The organism is Streptomyces sp. NPDC020898 (assembly GCF_044333925.1).
GTDB lineage: Bacteria > Actinomycetota > Actinomycetes > Streptomycetales > Streptomycetaceae > Streptomyces.
Genome location: NZ_JBIRRV010000002.1, coordinates 605,928 through 622,389, shown reverse-complemented (window position 1 = coordinate 622,389; position 16,462 = coordinate 605,928). Strand labels below are relative to the sequence as shown.

Here is a 16,462-nt window from a genome sequence, read left to right as displayed (position 1 = left end):
CTCGGCCATGTGCGTGCTCAGGACTTCTTGAGCTTGTACGCCTTTTCCATCGTCACTTCGAAGGTTGATGCTCCATCAGATCCCTTGACCCGCAAGCTGACATAGCCGTGGCCGTTGCGGTCGATGTGCTCGGCGGGCAGCGTGGCGAGGTCCGGGTGCTGGATCAGGGCCCGGTTCTTGACGACCGGTACCTTCTTCCAGGTCGTACCGCCGTCGAAGGACGCCTCGACGGTCAGTGCGCGCAGCGTGCCGCGCCGCTGGTCGCCGGTGCGCTGGAGCTCGAAGGGGACGGCGAGGAGACGGTTGTGCTCGGCACGCGACCACTCGTCGACCTGGGGCTTGAAACGGACGCTGGTGAGGGGCAGTGCGGCCGTGGCGTCCTCGGCGACCGGGCCGGAGCGGAAGGTCCAGACGCCGTCGAACTCTGTGCCCGGCCCCCACATCGGCTGGCCGTCCCACGTCAGGCGGTCGGCGTGGGCCCTGAGGGTGTACGTGCCGGTGTCGGCCGGAACCGTCCAGGCAGCGAGCGCGGTGTTCCGTGGGAACTCGGCGGCGCCGTCCCTGCTCTTGGCGATCTCCTCACCGTCCTGGCTGAGGGTGTAGGAGTAATTGGCGCCGAAGTCCTCGGACTTGAGCAGGTGCCGCCTGTCGGAGTCGCCGCCCAGCGGCAGGTCGACGGTGACGGTGTCGCCGCTGCGGGTGAACTGGCGGCCGTCGGCGGCGAGCGCGGGGGCGTTCACCGGATGGTTCCAGTACTCGGTACGGCGTCCGGGCCGGTACACCGTGGGCTCGGTGAACAGGGCGCCCCGCTCCAGCGCGGTCACGGCGTCCGCGTTCGTCCAGTACCTGCGCAGTTCCTGGGACCAGGCGATGTCCTTGGACGCGGTGTAGTACTCCGTCCGCGTGCCCGGCGAGGGCACGTTGACGTGGCGGCCGCCGGCCTGGATGTCCTTCAGGATCGCGGAGGCCTGCTTCGACTTCAGCGGGAAGGGCCGGTCCCAGTCGCCGACCTGCTCGGAGGCGCCGTAATGGGCTTCGGTGCGGGCGAGTTGGGCTTCCCTGACGCGGCCGGTGAGGTCGGCCGGGATGCCGCCCTCGCGGATGGCGGCGAGGTGGTAGACCGGCCCCTTGGCGGTGGGGTAGTCGTACGCGTCGTCGCTGGGCGCGCCGTCGGGAGTGACGCCGGTCTGGTAGCCCTCGGCCAGGTCCTCGCGGTAGTACGTCGTGTAGGCCGAGCCCTGGGGACGGGTCTTGGAGGGCACCGCCCAGTAGTCCGGCGGCAGGTGGTTGTACGTCACGGAGATCTGGGTGCTCGCCGGCTCGGTCTGTCCGTCCGGGACCGTGGTCTGCTTCTGGAGGATGCCGGAGTCCTGGAACATCCGCTCGACGTTCTGGTTGTCGACCGTGTGGCCGAGTTTGCGGGCCGCCGTGCCGCCCAGGGTGATCTCGGTCGCCTCCGTCACCCGGAGGAAGGGTTCACCGGCGAGGACGTGATCGCTGGCGAACCAGTAACTGTCCGGTTCGGTGCGGCTGATGATCGCCGAGATGCCGTACGTCCCGGCCGGCACCCGCAGCGTCACGGTGGAGTCGGCGGTCGCCATGATCGGCTGCTCGAACGGCACCAGGGCGCGGTCCAGCGGCATGAGGCTGAGCAGCGAGATGTCGCTCGCCGGATCGCCGAGGTGGTCACGGAGGTGGACGGTCACCTCGTGGCTCTCGGGTTCCAGGGTGAGCCCGACGGGGACCCGGACCGTCGTCTCCCCCGCGGTGGCGGTGAGGAGCGCGGAGAGGGCGCCGCCGGTGCGTATGTCGTTGTCCCGGAACTCGACGGTCGCGGTGGCCGTGCCGTGGGCGGGGACGGTCAGCCGGTCCTGGGCCAGGCCGAGCAGATCGGTGGGCAGAGCGCCGCGGGTGGACGTGACGTCGAGGGCGAGGTCCAGGGTGATGGCGGCGTCGGAGGTGTTGGTGAAGGCCACCTTGCGGGCGGTGTCGTCGGTACGGGGCCAGGTGACGTGGCCGAAGTCGACGGCGGCCTGCGTGGCCGCCACCGGCTGGTCGACGGCGCGCTCGACGTCGATCATGCCGGAGCCCTGGTCGTACACCGTCTCGCCGTCACTGGGGCGGGCACTGGAGACGAGGGCCTGGGCCACCTGCCGGGGCGTCCAGTCGGGGTGGGCCTGCATCACGAGGGCGGCGGCGCCGGCGGTCGCGGGTGCCGCCATCGACGTACCGGACAGGCGGGTGTAGTTGTCGTCGACCGGGCCTTCGGGACCCTCGCGCTCCACGTCGCCGACATCAGTCCCCTTGGCGCGGGCGGCGGTCACAGCGACACCTGGGGCCTTGACGTTGGGCTTGACGGTGTAGTCACCGAAGAGCGGGCCACGGCTGGAGAAGGAGGCGATGGCGTCGTCACCGCCGGCCGCGCCGACCGTGAGGGCACCCTCGGCGGCGGAGGGCGGGGTGACGGAGAACGCTTCGGGCCCGCTGTTGCCGGCCGAGACGACGGGGAGTACGCCCCGCTCCAGCAACGCGTCGGTGGCCAGCGACCAGGGGTCGGTGCCGTCGCTCAACGCGGACGACCCGAGGGACATGTTGACGATGTCGACGCCCTGGTCGGCCGCCCACTCCATGCCGTCGATGATGTGTGAGATCAGGCCGAGAGGGCCGGACAGCACGCGTCCGCTGAGGATCTCGGCGCCGGGTGCGACACCCGCGTACTTCCCGTCGGAGGCGGCACCCGTACCGGCGATGATGCCCGCGACGTGCGTGCCGTGCCCGTCCACGTCACCGGTCTCGTCGTCCCAGGAGATGAAGTTCTCGGACGTCGAGACCCGGTCCTTCAGATCGGGGTGGGTCGCGCGCACGCCGGTGTCGAGTACGGCGACGCGTACGCCCTTCCCGTCCAGGCCACGGTCCTTGAGGCCGTCGGCGTTGATCTGACCGACGAGGTCGTCGACCGCGACGTCCCCGTCCGGAGTGGTGTCCTGCGGTTCTGCCGCGCTCTGGGCGCCGGTCAGTTCGACCGGTGTGTCCAGCCACACGGTGCCGATGGCGGAACGGAGCCCGCCTGTGGCGCTCGTGGCGGGGGCGGCGAGGGTCCGCCACAACTCGCCCCGGTCCTTCTCCGGACGGGTCACGGCGGTGGCGTCGATCGATTCGAGGGGGACGGTGTCCCGCGCGGCGACCTCGGCGCGGGTGGCGGCGGGCAGCCACTCGCCGCTGTGCCGGATGATCAGCGGGAGGCCGCCGGTGCGCTGGGTGCCGTCCGCCGTGTCGTCGAAGCCGAAGCGTTCCAACGCACTGAGGTTGAAAAGCTGTTCGTCGACCTTGCCGGACGCGAGCAGCGGGGCCACGTCGGTGGGGATGACGCTGATGTCGTCCTTGCCGGTGCGGGTGCGCAGGAAGCCGACGCGCTCACGGCCCGGGGCCGGTTCGACATCGATACGGCTTCCGTCCCCGGCGGCCGCGACGGTGACGACGTCTCCGGTGACGAGGGTGAACTGCTTGCCCCGGAGGGCGGTTGGGGCGGCGGGACCGGCGCCGGGGGCGGTGTCGCCGACCGCGGTGGGTAAGGCTGAGGCGGTGGATGTGCCGCTCTGGGTGGAGACGAGCAGGATGGCCGCGAGAGCGCTGCTCGTCCATAGCGGGACACGACGTCTTGTCACACGAACTCCGTTCAAAGTGGGGGGAGTTGATGCAGAACGAAGGAACGCGCGCAAAGATACTTGAGAGTGTGACCTTGGGCGATACCCGCCGGCGCCGAAGGGGCCGCACCGCCGGCATCCGAAGATGCTTCCGGACGGCGCTCGCGCCGAAGCCAAGAGCAATGAGTCCCACCATTGCGGCCTGTTCGTGTGGACCTGTAGCGCGTTTCCCATAACAAAGCAGGGGCTGGCTATGTCCGGCACAGGATCGTCGACCATACTGCCGCTGTGGAGCAGCGCATAGGTTCGAGCAGCCAGCCCCTGGACACCGCCGCGGTAGACCCGGCGGCCATCCCCGGGCTCACTTCCCCCGTGCCTACGGAACCGGCGGACAGGGTCCCCGACCCGGTCCCGCTGGAGAAGGAGGCGCCCCCCGCCGAGGAGGAAGCCGCGCAGAAGGAAGCAGTACAGGAGGAAGCCGCCTCGAAGACGGAGGCGGAAGCGGAGCCGGAAGCGGAGACAGAGGCCCCTGAGGGTCCAGTCTTCGAGGCGTCCGACCGCCGGGCGAAGATCATCGCCGACCACAGCGGCGTACGGCTCGCCCTGGACGACCAGGAGTGCGAGTTCCGCTGGGACGAGATCGGGGCCGTCGAGACGGAGACGTCGCGCTTCGGCAAGCGGTTCACGGTGACGGTCCACACACCGGACCGCCGCTGGTACCCGGTCGAGATCGAGGCGAAGGCCAAGTCCCAGCACCAGGAATGGGAAACGGAGCTGGACGCGGTCCTGGACACGTACTTCGAGGAAAGCGCCCCATAGGAGCGCGGGGAACTGCGCGCTCAGCCGCAGCGGAGCCGCAGTTCCCCGACTACCTCACTTACCTGACTCGGTAATCCCTAGCTGCAGTACTGAGCCTGCTTCCCGATGGACCGGTACATGCAGTCCGAGTTCTCCAGCAGCTGGAGCACCGCGTCCCGGTTGCGGGCCGTCTCCCGGTCGATCACCTCGTCGGGCGGGTAGAAGCCGCCGCCCGAGCTGGACGACGGGTACATCTCGAAGGTGTAGCCGAAGATCTTCTGACTGCCCCACAGCCAGTCGTCGATCGAGCCGTCCGTGACGTACAGGTCGCTGGACTGCTCGGGCGTGTAGCCGTTGCTGGCGGCCATCTTCCCGCCGACCGTGGCGAACGCGTCCCGGTCGTCCTGGGTCATGCCCGTCGTGGTGTTGGCGGTCGTGTACCCGAAGGGCCACAGCACCAGTTCGCTGTACGTGTGGAAGTCGATGCCCGTCTTGATCTGCTGGACGCCGCCGACGACCCGGCTGCGCACGAAGTTGGCGACCACCTTGACCTCGGGCGCGGACTCGGGAGCCGTACCGCGGTACGTCTCGGACGAGGTCGTGCCGGAGGAGCCGTTGCAGCAGCCCCAGCGGTAGTTCCAGTTGCGGTTCATGTCCGTACCGACGGCCGTCGAACCGGAGTTGGGCTGGCGGTTCTTGCGCCACGAGCGGTACGAGCCGTTCGCGATGTCGTACTCGCCGCCGTCCGGGTTGAGGTCCGGGATGATCCAGATCTCACGGGAGTCGAGCATGGCCTTGACCCGGGAGTCGGTGGCGTACGTGGACGTCAGATTGCGCAGCAGGTAGAGCGCCATCTCGACGGTGAGGTGCTCACGGGCGTGCTGGTGGTGGGTGAACAGCACCTCGGGCTCGGCCTCGTCGGTGCCGACGTTGTCGCTGAGTTTGATGGCGACGATGTTCCGGCCCGAGTACGAGGTGCCGATGACCCGCTGGCTGGCGATGGAGGAGTTGGCCGAGACGAGGGAGTTGATCTCCGTCGTCATCTCCGCGTAGTTGTGGTACCTGGAGTCGGCCGTGGGGAAGTCGAGCAGCCGTACGTCGTCGGCGCTGCTGGAGCGGTCGGGGACCTGGCCCAGCGGCGTGATGTCGTAGCCCTGTGCGCGCAGCTTCTTGATCTGGTCGGCGCGACCGGAGACGGTGACGCCGTGGCCGTCGGTGTCGTCCACGGACACGCCCGCCTGCTGGAGCGCGGTGCGGTCCTTGACGGTCGAGTGCATGTGGATCTCGTACTGGCGGATGTCGTCGGCCGATGCCGCCGGGCGCTCGGCGCTGGTCGCGGTGGCGTCGGGTGTCGTGGAGGTGAATCCGACGGCGAGGGCGAGGGACAGCAGGCCGACGGCGGCTGCGGTGCGTTTGCCGCTGCGGGCGCCTGAGCCTCGTATGCGAAGTCGCATGAAGTCTCCTTGTTTCTCCGGGCGTTCCGGGGTCTCCGGAAGTGGGGGGAGTGGAGCGGGGGGTGGTTCTTCCGTGCGACGGACTGGTGCGGGTGACGCGGGTAGCGCGGGTGTTGCTGTTGATTTGCTGTGCGCGGGTATGGCGCTCATGGTGCGGCTATGACATGGCCAGGTCAAGAGTGCCCAAAAAAAGGCGATGGCGCGAAAGCCGTCCAGAAGCGGCGCGGAGCATACGCGTCCCCGCGCCGTCCGTCGCGGCTCCTCGGGAAGTGCACACGGGGGTGTGACCTGCGTGTGCGTATCCGCGGGGATCCGTTGGAAGGTGCTGATCATGGGTGGATCAGCGAGGTTCGTCGACCGCCGCGACGAACAGGCCGAAGTCCGCGCGCTGTTGGCCAGGGCCCGCCTCGTCACGCTGACCGGTCCGGGCGGCGTCGGCAAGACCCGCCTCGCCGCACGCGTCACGGCCCGCGTGGCCCGCGCCTTCCCGGACGGCGTCCGTTCCGTGCACCTGGCCGGCCTCGACGACCCGGACCTCGTCCCCCAGGCCGTCGCCGACGCGCTGGGCCTGTACGACCTCGACACGCTCGACGCCCTGGTCGAACACGTGGGAACCCGTCGGCTCCTCCTGGTCCTCGACAACTGCGAGCACCTGCACGGGGCCTGCGCCGAACTCGTCGGCGCGCTCCTGCACCGGACCACCGGCGTCCGTGTCCTCGCGACCAGCCGGCGCCGCCTGGGCCTGACGGAGGAACACCTGCTGGACGTACGGCCGTTGCCGGTCCCCGACCCGGACGGCGACCTCTCGGCGGCCCACCGCCACCCGGCCCTCGCCCTCTTCGCCGACCGAGCCGCCGCGGCCGTCCCGGGCTTCACCCTCACCCCCGCCAACCGCACCGCCGTGGCCCGCCTCTGCCACCGCCTCGACGGACTCCCCCTGGCGATCGAACTCGCGGCGGCCCGCATGGGCGAACGGGCTGACCTGGACACTGATATCGACGAATTGGCGACCCGCATCGACGACCGCCAACCCAGCGACCACCACCCCGGTGACCACCGTCCACCGCGCCACCGGACCCTGCGGGCGACGATCGACTGGAGCCATCAACTGTGCACGCCGGAGGAGCAGTTGGTGTGGGCGCGGGCATCGGTACTGGCCGGGGACTTCGATCTGGAGACGGCGGAGGCGGTGTGCGGGGCGACCGCCGACGACCGCCTCCACCCGCCTGCCGTCCTTGACGTTCCTGACGTCCTGGAAGCCGTGGCCGGGCTCGTCGGCAAGTCGGTGCTGAGCCGGGAGACGGGCCCCGACGGCGGCGTACGATACCGCCTGCTGGGCACCCTGCGGCAGTACGGACTCGACCGGCTGAGGCAGACGCCCGGGGCGGAACGGGCGGCCCGGCGCCGGCACCGCGACTGGACGCAGAGCCGGGCGACGGCGTACGAACACGCCTGGTTCGGCCCGGGCCAGCAGCACCTGGCCGCCCGCCTCCGCGCCGACCGGGCCCACCTGCGCGCCGCCCTGGACTTCAGCCTGGGAACGAGCGCCGGGTCCGGCAGAGGCGCGCCGCCCGACGACGCCCTCGCCGGCCTCCGTCTCGCCGGCACCCTCTGGTTCCACTGGCACACCTGCGGCGCACCCGGCGAAGGACGGTACTGGCTCGACCGGGCCCTGGAAGCGAACCCCGGGCCGAGCCGGGAACGGGCCCGCGCGCTGTGGGTCTCCGGACTCCTCGGGCTGCTCGCGGGGACACCCGAGGAGCTCGCCCGGGGCCGGCGCCGGGCCGAGGAGGCGTACGCCCTCGCCCAGCGGCTCGGCGACGCCGCCGAGGCCGCGCACGCCGGGTACGTCGTCGGGGCCGGTCAGCTCCTCGGCGGTGAACCGGCGGCAGCGCTGCGGCACTTCGAGGACGCGGTGGACCGGGGGCCCGTACCCGGCGGGCAGGCCGCCCTCGTTGGGCTCGAACGCGTCCAACTCGCCTGCGCACTGAGCCTCCTGGGCGAGGCAGACCGGGCCGTCACCGTCTGCGAGGACGCCCTGCGGGTGTGCGAGGCGTACGGCGAGGACTGGGTGCGCTCGTACGCCCTGCGGGTGCTCGCCCTGGCCCACACCGTCCGCGAGGACTGGCGGCGGGCCGAACCGCCCGCCCGCGAGGCCCTGCGCACCGGGTTCGCCCTGCACGACGTCCTCGGCATCGCCCCCGCCCTCGACCTGCTCGCCCTGATCGCGACCGCCCACCAGGCCCACGAACGAGCCGCCGTCCTGCTCGGCGGCGCCGACCGCGTCGGCCGTCCCCCCGCCCCGCCGGCGTCCGTACGGAGGGACGGCGAGGCCAGGGCGCGGGCGGGCCTGGGACGGCGGGCGTACGAGCGGGCGTACCGGCGCGGAAACGCCCTCGGCCTCACCGCAATCGTCAAGTACGCGCTGGGAGAAGGGAATTCGGGCCACTGTCTCCCCGAACCGACCACCACCCCACACCCGTTGAACGGCGGTACGAGTCTCACCCGCCGCGAGACCGAGGTCGCCGCGCTCATCGCGGAGGGCCTCGCCAACCAGCAGATCGCCGACCGCCTGGTGATCGCCCGCCGAACCGCCGAGGGCCATGTGGAACGCATCCTGGACAAACTCGGCCTCACCAACCGCACCCAGATCGCGGCCTGGGTGACGGCACACCGCTGACGAGACACCGTTGACGACACCCGGCAAAGTGGGGGTGGGCGTACGGAAACAGGTATTTCTCCCCGCGCGCGGGGGCGCCCGGGGAGGCGATCCTGAAGGCATGCTGCAACTCTCCGGGGGCTCCGGGGGACACGTCCCGGATCCCGTCCCTCGGTATGGCTCGTACCCCCAACCCCCGCTGGGGGCAGGCCATCTGAGCATCGAGTACGACCCGCGCCCCACCGCCGCCCGCGAGGCCCGCGCGCAGGTGCGCAGGCGACTGGAGGAGTGGGGCCTGGCGGACCGCGGCGACCTCGGCGACGTGACGGAGCTGCTCGTCAGCGAGCTGGTCACCAACGCGGTGCTGCATGCCGCGAGCCGTTTCCGGCTCACCCTTTCGGCCGCGCACGGCGTCCTGCGCTGCGAGGTCACCGACACCGGCCGTCGTACTCCGCGGGTGATCGGCGCGGGCGCCGCGGAGAGCGGCCGGGGGATGTTCCTGGTGGACGCGCTCGCGAGGCGCTGGGGCTGCCACCAGGAGGGGCCGGGCAAGACCGTGTGGTTCGAGCTCGGCACCTGTGGGTCCGACGGCTGTGGTCGGCGACAGCCGTAGCGTCCCGCACGTCCAGTTCCGGACGCCGGATGCCCCGGTTGTCCCCCTCCGGCTCCGGAACGCCCTCTTGTGCGACCAGCACGTTTGCGCTTTCTTGACGTACATGGCGGACACCACAGAAAACTCCACGGAATCAGGGGCCACCGGCGCCTCGAACGCCAACTCGACCCCTCGTAAGTCCAGTTGGAAGTACATCGGCCCGGGAATCGTCGTCGCGGCGACCGGGGTCGGGGCCGGCGACCTGGTGGCCACGCTCATCGCGGGCAGCAACTTCGGCTACACGCTTCTGTGGGCCGCCGTACTCGGCTGCCTGGTGAAGATCTCCCTCGCCGAGGCGGCGGGCCGCTGGCACCTCTCCACCGGCCGCACCCTCTTCGACGGCTGGGCGAGCCTCGGCCGCTGGACGACGTACTTCTTCGTCGTGTACGTCGTGATCTGGGGCTTCGTCTACGGCGCGGCGGCGATGTCGTCGAGCGCGCTGCCGCTGCAGGCGCTGTTCCCGGACGTCATGGACCTCAAGTGGTGGGCCATCGCCTGCGGGTTGTCGGGGCTCGTCTTCGTCTGGTTCAACAAGTACGAGGTCTTCGAGAAGGTCATGACCGTGCTGGTGGGCGTGATGTTCGTCGTCACCGTCTACCTGGCGATCCGGGTCACCCCGAACCTCGGCGCCGCGTTCGCGGGCCTGCTGCCCGTCCTCCCGGACGAGAAGGACTCGATCCTCAACACCCTGGGCCTGGTCGGCGGCGTGGGCGGCACCATCACCCTCGCGGCGTACGGCTACTGGGTGAACGCGAAGGGCTGGACGAACACCGGCTGGATGAAGGTGATGCGCCTCGACAACCGCGTCGCGTACGCGACGACGGGCATCTTCGTGGTGTCGATGCTGTTCGTAGGAGCGGAGCTGCTCCACAGCGCGAACGTGGCGATCGCGAGCGGCGACAAGGGCCTGATCCAGCTGAGCGACATCCTGGAGGACAAGTACGGCACGGCGACCGCGAAGTTCTTCCTGATCGGCTTCTTCGCCACCTCCTACACGTCGTTGATCGGTGTCTGGCACGGCGTGAGCCTGATGTTCGCGGACTTCGTGGAACGCTTCCGCGGTACCCGCACGACGGGCGAGGAGGTCGCCTCGGGCAGGCGCGAACGGTCGTGGCCGTTCCGCGCGTACCTGCTGTGGCTGACCTTCCCGCCCATCGTCCTGCTCTTCCAGGGCCAGCCCTTCCGCCTGATCATCCTGTACGGCGTCCTGGGCGCGGCCTTCCTCCCGTTCCTGGCCGGCACCCTGCTGGTCCTGCTCAACTCCTCCCGCACGCCCGCCGAATGGCGCAACCGGATGCTGAGCAACACGATGCTGGTCGTCGCGGGCCTGCTGTTCCTGGTCCTGTGCCTGAAGCAGATCTGGGACCAGCCGTGGTCGGAGTTCTTCTGAGTCCCTCGGACGGGCGAGGGCTAGTGGGGAACCGGCTGGATCTGCTGCCACGTCGAGTCGGTGGCGATCGCCTTGAGCTGGTCGAGGGTCAGGGCGGGATTCTCGCGGGTCGGACCGGTGATCTGGCTGGCGGAGTTGAAGGCGCTCACGACCACCCGCAGACCGTCGGGCCAGATGGCGTCGGCGGTCCGCATGACGAGCCCCCTGCCCTTGTCGTCGCCGGGGCCCTCACGGACGATGACCTTGACCCCGTCGGGCAGCGTCACGGCGCCCGAGCCCTCGCCGAAGAGTTCCTTCTCGAGGTCCTGCATGTTGGGCTGCACGTTGATCTGGACGAAGCTCTTGCCCTCGCCGTCGTCGACGACGACATACCCGTACTCGGTGCCCGGTCCGCTCTTTCCGACCACACGGACACCCTGCGGCAGCAATCCGGTGAGTGTCGTCACGATGGTGTCACTCTCGGCCTCCTCGGGCGCGCTCGACGTCGGCGGCGTCCCGACCACGTCGGCCTCCGGGACGGCGTCGAGGACCCTGAGCCACACCGGGTCGGTGACCAGGGTCTTCAACTGCACGCTGCTCAGCGGAGGTTCGGGGCGACTGATGGGCGCACCCTTCTGGGCGGCGGAGTTCCACTCCGTCACCGTCACGTGCTTCCCCTCGGCGGTGACGAGGTCCGCCGTCCACATCTTGGTGTCGACGCGACGGTCCGCGTACTCGTACCCCTTGACGATCCTGAGCAACGCACCGCCGGGCAGCGGGCTCGTCCCGCAGTCGTCGTACGGGACGAACGCCTGGTCGGGACACTGGGTCGCCTGACGGACCTGCTGGCTCCCCGGCACGATCCGGTCGAGGCTCACGGAGAGAGCCGCGGCGCCCTTGCCGTCGTCGAACACGCCATACGCGTACGGACCCAGTTGCGAGTCGGTGCCGCGTGAGCGCTCGTCACTGAAATCACCCTGGGGCAGCAACCCCTTGAGGACGCTGAGCAGTTGGCCGCGGGTGACGGGGGACGGAGCGGCGGTGGGGGTGGGGCTGGGGACGGCACTGGGAGTGGCGCTCGCGTCACCGACCCCGACGTTCCGTTGCCCGGTGCCGTCTCCTCCCCAGGGCGCGACCAGCGCGCTGCCCACACCCACCAGCGCGATCGCGGCGGCGCCGCTCACGACAGCGGTCCGGCGCCGCATCCGGATCCGGCGCCCCCGGCTCTCGCCCCCGGCGACGAGGGCGGCCCGATCGGCGTCGAAGGCACCGCCGGCGTTGCGCAGAGCGTCGCCGAGCCGGTCCTCGAACCGGTCGTCTCGATGTTCAACGGGCATGGCGAACCACCACTTCTGCTGTGTACGGGAATTGTGTACCGGGATGGAGAGGCGGAACTTCTCGAAGGACGGCGGCCTCAGCGGACCGCGTACTCACCGAGTTCCTCGCCGAGGAGCGTGCGCAGCCGGGCCAGGGCACGGACACAGCGGGTGCGTACGGCGGCCGAGCTCACGTTCATCGCCCCCGCGGTCTCCTCGATGGAACGGTCCTCCCAGTAGCGCAGGACGACCACCGCCCGGTCCTTGGCCGGGAGTTGGGCGAGCGCCTCGACAAGCGTGAGCCGCATGGTCACGTCGGCTCCGCCGGCGGGGACGGGCACGTCGGGCAGTACGGCGGTGGCCCGCTCGGTACTGCTGCGGCGCCGCTGATACGTGAGGAAGGTGCGCGTGAGCACGGTCTGCGCGTATCCCGCCGGGTTGCTGGCCCGAGAAACGCGCCCCCAACTGACGTACAACCGCCCCAGCGTCTCCTGCACCAGGTCCTCCGCGAGGTACGTGTCCCCGGCGGTGAGCAGACACGCGGAGCGGAACAGATACCCCGCCCGCGCCGCCGCGAACTCCGCGTACTCGTCCGCGCGGACCTTTCTCATACGTTCCCCCTGTGCCTGCGTGGCGCCCCGTCGGGCGGCCTCACTTCATTGACGCGGTGGGGACCGGGAAATGTTTCAGCGGACGGGGATCCAATTTCGCAGGCACAGAGGCAGAGGCAGAGGCAGAGGCAGGGGAGCGGAGGAGACGCGGCTCACCGATTGACGGCCTGGATCTCCTGAACGACGACAGCCTGCTCAGCCCCGAACTCACCGTCGGGCAGATCCACGGGGTTGTTGACGCCCGTTCCGGTCCACGAGATCTTCCAGGTGATGGTCGCGCGGAGCGGGTAGGACCCGTCACCGGAGGAACGCAGGTACTTCACCCCACAGGGCGGGGTCCGGTTCGCCTTCCCGGCGGCATACGGCTCCCCGATACGCCCGTCGACGAACGTGCACACACCGGACGCGGGGTAGACCTCTGCGTCGGCGGTACCGGGCTCGATCCTGAGAGAGACGGGCTCGGCGACGGTGGTGGCCTCTATGTCCAGAACCTGAACGCGGGCGGTCACGGAGACGGGCTTGAACTGCGCCGCGTCCAGCCAGGCCCAGGTCGGAAGGTTCACCTTGGTGTTGTCGGCGGGGGCGAGGGTCACTTTGGTGGAGGGGACGCGGATCTCGGCGTAGGCGAGTTCGGCGAGCATCTCCGGTGTGATCGCCTCGGGGATGTCGGCCGGCGGGGCGGCGCCGGTGTCCACCCAGAAGGTTTCCTTGGTGCAGTCGAGAGCGCCGGGTTCTCCCGCACGGCCTTGGCTGACGTAGGAGTCCCAGAAGTAGCCCTTGCCGGTCTTGTCCTTGTTGAAGTCCTTGTAGGGCTTGCCGTTGACGTACCGGTCCCGCTCCTTGGCGTCCCACTCGTAACCGGTCGACCCGGCCTCCCAGACCGGCTCCTTGGTCTTCTGAAGCTGTTCCGGGGTGTACTTCGGCGCGTAGTAGCAGGCGGGCGGAGTCCAGGTCGACGCCGAGGTGACCCGGCCGGTCGACGGACCGGAACCGTTGTTGTCGCGGTCGAAGACGACACCACCGGCGGTGGCGGAAACCGTGCCGTTGCCGTCCGTGTTGCCGGAGGGGCCCGTGGGGGAACCCTGCCCGTTGCCGGGCCCGTATGCCACAGCGGTGCCGGTCAATCCCGCCGCGCACACGACCGCAGTCGCGCCCAGTGCCAGGACTCTGCTCCACCTGCTTATGCCGTGCATGTCTTGTCCCCCCGCGTCGAGACCAGATTGATCGTCTGCCACACACCCTGCGCGCTCTTCGCCAGGCGTGTGTTGTACAGCACGTACGGGCTCTCGCTCGAAGGCGTCCGGTCGACCTTGTTGGTCTTCCGGTTCTTGCTGAAGCCCTTGCTCTCGTCGGCGCAGTAGACGACGGACGCCTCCGTCTCGCCCGACAAGGTGACCTGAGGCGCGTAGTAACGAGTCGTCCCGGTGAAGGACATGTTGGCGTCGACATACGCCTGCACCCACGCGACCGCGTCGCTCAGTGCCTTGTCCCGGTAGTAGAAGGAAAGGCCCGGCGTACCTGTGTCGCCACGCAGGATGGCGTCGTTCGTCGCATCGATCCGCCCGGCGGTGTCCGCGAGGACCGCGTCCTTGGCCTCGTCGCCCGTCTTCCAGCTCTCGAACTTGTCGATGACATCGGACGGCAGCTCGATCTTCGGCCGGTCGGCGGACACTGCCGAGGCAGATGCGGAGGCCGACGGCGAGGCGGACGTCTCGCTACCGGTGTCAGCCCCGGCGATCTTGTCGTTGTCCTTCGACTCGCCGTCGTCGCCGCCACAGGCGGTCAACAGCAGGGCCGCGGACGCAGCGAGCGCGGCAGCAACGGGCAAAGAGCGGCGCTTCACAGTGAACTCCCCGTAGGACAGATGTGCCATCAAAGCCAAGACGGTATCGGTGGGGCCTGTGGTTCCGCCAGGCTGCCAAGGTTGCGCTGTGGCAACGGCAAAGACTGATCGCCGTCCGACAGCCGCCGTCGGCCGTCGCTCGTCCCGTCACCCGTTCACTGCTGAGGAGTACGAGACCCCGCACTCAGGACTGGCAGATGGAACTTCCCCTTTGGGACGTGAGGGTTTCAGTGATCCAAATGCCCTGCTCGTCGACCCGCAGCCGGCTGCTGTAGAGGACATAGCTGTCCTTCGACGCCACGGTCACGTTGGTCTTGCCGGTCGTGAGGCTCTTGTTGTACGCCTTGCTCTGATCCTCGCAGTAGACGAGGCCGGCCGTTCCGTCACCGTTGACGTTCACCTTGGCGTCGAAGTACCGCTTGGCACCGGTGATGCGGTCCTTGTAGTCCACGAACTCCTGGATGAACTCCTCACTACCGGCCGCCGCCTCGCCCTCGGAGTAGAAGAGGTATGCCGCGTTGAGCGGGTCCTGTTCGGCGATGGCCATGTCCACGGCCTTGATGAACTGCTTGCTGTCGCTGAGGACCGCGTCCTTGTCTGTGTCCTTGGTCTTGGGCCAGTCGAAGGTGTACGTCAGATCGGACGGCAGCTCGATCTCCGGCCGTTCGGCGGAGACGGCCGAGGCAGAGGCCGATGCCGTAGGCGATGCGGACGCTCCACCCCCGGCGCCGGCCCCGGCGACCTTGCCGCTGTCCGCCGATGTCGATTCGCCGTCGCTGCCACCGCACGCGGTCAGCAACAGCGCTGCCGTCACGGCGTACGCGGCAGCAATGGACGGAGCGTGGCGCTTCACAGTGAACTCCCCATGCGACAGAAGTGCTGGCAAAGCCCATACGGTATCGGCAGGCTCTCGCACAGCCATAGCCAGAGAGCGGGCCAGTACTACGACCCCGAAACCGGCCTCCTTGCAACTACTTCCGTACCTACGACCCGGAAACGGCTCGCTATCTCACTCCGGGCCCCCTCGGTCTGGCGCCCACCCCGAACCCGGTCACCTACGTGCACAACTCGCACACGTGGGTGGACCCCCTTGGCCTGGCGCCGGGATGCGGAGAGCCGGTCGGGCGTACTCTGGAGGAGGAAAAAGCGCAGGCTTTGAAGGATGTCGAACAGGGACCACATGTGCACGTGAGGCCTTACGTTGAGAGCTTTCTCGTGAATCCGGAAGCACTCAATTTGCTCTATGGCCATGTTCCGGACCTCGGTGACGTCCGGATCAGATCGATCAATCTGAACTGGCGTGGCCCCACGGTAACGCTCCGCGTCGACTTGCCCTCATTTCCTGGTTCGGCACCACAGGAGTGGATCGATGCGGGTATGGACACGGTGCAGTGTCAATTCCAGTTTCTGGCAGTGGAGAACATCTCCCTCACCGAATGGAACCCGCCGTCCGTCGGCTCCGTCGAGATGTCTTCGTGGGGCGTGGAGAGTCGTATGCGGGTAATCGCAGCCGGTCGTGGTGTGGCGCTCCGATTCGACTGCAGTGAGTCCGTGCGCGTCGGTCATGTGAGCGCATTCCGCATCCAGGCCGACGGATCGGACAACGGACCGCATCTCTTCGTGAGCAAGATCGACGCCCGGCGGCACACTTCCCTTCCCCCGACCGATGAGAAGACGTTCTATGAGCGCTGACTGGTCGCAATTCCTCGCATCTGCCGAATACTTGGGTGAGCTGTACGACGGTGCCCCGCCCTCGACTGACGCGTACGACCTCTTCTACGTGCACATCGACGAGCGGGAGAACTCAGTGACTCTGGGCTTCGACACCCGGGCCTTCCCCGTGAACCTGCCCTCCGAATGGAGGGGAAAGGACTTCAACGCCTTCGAGTTCCACCTGTTCTTCACGGAGGTGACCGGTCTCCGGGTCACGGGCTGGGGGGCTTCTGAAGCCAAGGTGATCGATCTGACCGTCCGCGATGGAGGACACGTCGACGTGGCCCTCGGCTCCGAGGCTTCCGGTATCGCCTTCCGCGCTGCTGCGGCCCGTCTGTCCAGAACGCGCGCCTATCTCGCTTCTGACAACCCCTGAAGCCGAGGAAGAAGCGCCTACGCGGGT

At 69.1% G+C, this 16,462-nt stretch carries 13 protein-coding genes and 1 pseudogene; 7 read left to right on the top strand and 7 right to left on the bottom strand.

All coding sequences use genetic code 11. The features are described 5' to 3' along the window. Positions 1–17: 17 nt before the first annotated feature. Positions 18–3,665 (bottom strand): S8 family peptidase, encoded by a 3,648-nt coding sequence (locus ACH4TV_RS10710; protein WP_398396385.1) that lies wholly within the window; start codon positions 3,663–3,665, stop codon positions 18–20. 267 nt (positions 3,666–3,932) lie between these two features. Between ACH4TV_RS10710 and ACH4TV_RS10705 the strand changes: the two genes are divergently transcribed. After that, a complete protein-coding gene (locus tag ACH4TV_RS10705; protein ID WP_398396383.1) occupies positions 3,933–4,463 on the top strand; it encodes a hypothetical protein in 531 nt (176 codons plus the stop codon). A 77-nt stretch (positions 4,464–4,540) separates the two neighbouring features. On the opposite strand, the gene ACH4TV_RS10700 is transcribed toward ACH4TV_RS10705, so the two are convergent. Then, positions 4,541–5,896, bottom strand: coding sequence for a M14 family metallopeptidase (locus tag ACH4TV_RS10700; RefSeq protein ID WP_398396381.1), 1,356 nt, complete (start codon positions 5,894–5,896; stop codon positions 4,541–4,543). A 331-nt stretch (positions 5,897–6,227) separates the two neighbouring features. Here ACH4TV_RS10700 and ACH4TV_RS10695 point away from each other — a divergent pair, with 331 nt between their 5' ends. From ACH4TV_RS10695 to ACH4TV_RS10685, 3 genes are all read left to right on the top strand, one after another. Next, positions 6,228–8,576 (top strand): ATP-binding protein, encoded by a 2,349-nt coding sequence (locus ACH4TV_RS10695; RefSeq protein WP_398396379.1) that lies wholly within the window; start codon positions 6,228–6,230, stop codon positions 8,574–8,576. A gap of 100 nt (positions 8,577–8,676) precedes the next feature. After that, a complete protein-coding gene (locus ACH4TV_RS10690; protein ID WP_398396377.1) occupies positions 8,677–9,168 on the top strand; it encodes an ATP-binding protein in 492 nt (163 codons plus the stop codon). Between the two features lie 103 nt (positions 9,169–9,271). Continuing rightward, positions 9,272–10,597: an Nramp family divalent metal transporter gene (locus ACH4TV_RS10685; RefSeq protein ID WP_398396375.1), complete on the top strand. Its 1,326-nt coding sequence runs from the start codon at positions 9,272–9,274 to the stop codon at positions 10,595–10,597. A 20-nt stretch (positions 10,598–10,617) separates the two neighbouring features. Here ACH4TV_RS10685 and ACH4TV_RS10680 read toward each other — a convergent pair whose 3' ends face one another. The 5 genes from ACH4TV_RS10680 to ACH4TV_RS10660 all read right to left on the bottom strand — a co-directional run bounded on the left by ACH4TV_RS10680 (position 10,618) and on the right by ACH4TV_RS10660 (position 15,199). Then, entirely contained in the window at positions 10,618–11,913 is a 1,296-nt protein-coding gene (locus ACH4TV_RS10680; RefSeq protein ID WP_398396373.1) for a hypothetical protein, read from the bottom strand. A gap of 77 nt (positions 11,914–11,990) precedes the next feature. Next, a complete protein-coding gene (locus tag ACH4TV_RS10675) occupies positions 11,991–12,503 on the bottom strand; it encodes a SigE family RNA polymerase sigma factor (protein WP_398396371.1) in 513 nt (170 codons plus the stop codon). 152 nt (positions 12,504–12,655) lie between these two features. Next, positions 12,656–13,696 (bottom strand): hypothetical protein, encoded by a 1,041-nt coding sequence (locus tag ACH4TV_RS10670; RefSeq protein WP_398396368.1) that lies wholly within the window; start codon positions 13,694–13,696, stop codon positions 12,656–12,658. Beyond that, positions 13,684–14,376 carry a hypothetical protein gene (locus tag ACH4TV_RS10665; RefSeq protein WP_398396366.1) on the bottom strand — a complete coding sequence of 231 codons (693 nt, stop codon included), beginning with the start codon at positions 14,374–14,376 and terminating at the stop codon, positions 13,684–13,686. Before ACH4TV_RS10665 ends, ACH4TV_RS10670 begins: the two co-directional genes overlap by 13 nt. Before the next feature lie 154 nt (positions 14,377–14,530). Continuing rightward, positions 14,531–15,199 carry a hypothetical protein gene (locus tag ACH4TV_RS10660; protein WP_398396364.1) on the bottom strand — a complete coding sequence of 223 codons (669 nt, stop codon included), beginning with the start codon at positions 15,197–15,199 and terminating at the stop codon, positions 14,531–14,533. 81 nt (positions 15,200–15,280) lie between these two features. Between ACH4TV_RS10660 and ACH4TV_RS10655 the strand changes: the two are divergent. The 3 genes and pseudogenes from ACH4TV_RS10655 to ACH4TV_RS10645 all read left to right on the top strand — a co-directional run. Continuing rightward, positions 15,281–15,462, top strand: a pseudogene (locus ACH4TV_RS10655) (RHS repeat-associated core domain-containing protein); the annotation flags it as partial. Positions 15,463–15,528: 66 nt separating this feature from the next. After that, positions 15,529–16,038, top strand: coding sequence for an Imm50 family immunity protein (locus ACH4TV_RS10650; RefSeq protein ID WP_398396596.1), 510 nt, complete (start codon positions 15,529–15,531; stop codon positions 16,036–16,038). Continuing rightward, positions 16,028–16,435: an Imm50 family immunity protein gene (locus ACH4TV_RS10645; RefSeq protein WP_398396362.1), complete on the top strand. Its 408-nt coding sequence runs from the start codon at positions 16,028–16,030 to the stop codon at positions 16,433–16,435. Before ACH4TV_RS10650 ends, ACH4TV_RS10645 begins: the two co-directional genes overlap by 11 nt. Positions 16,436–16,462: the final 27 nt, after the last annotated feature.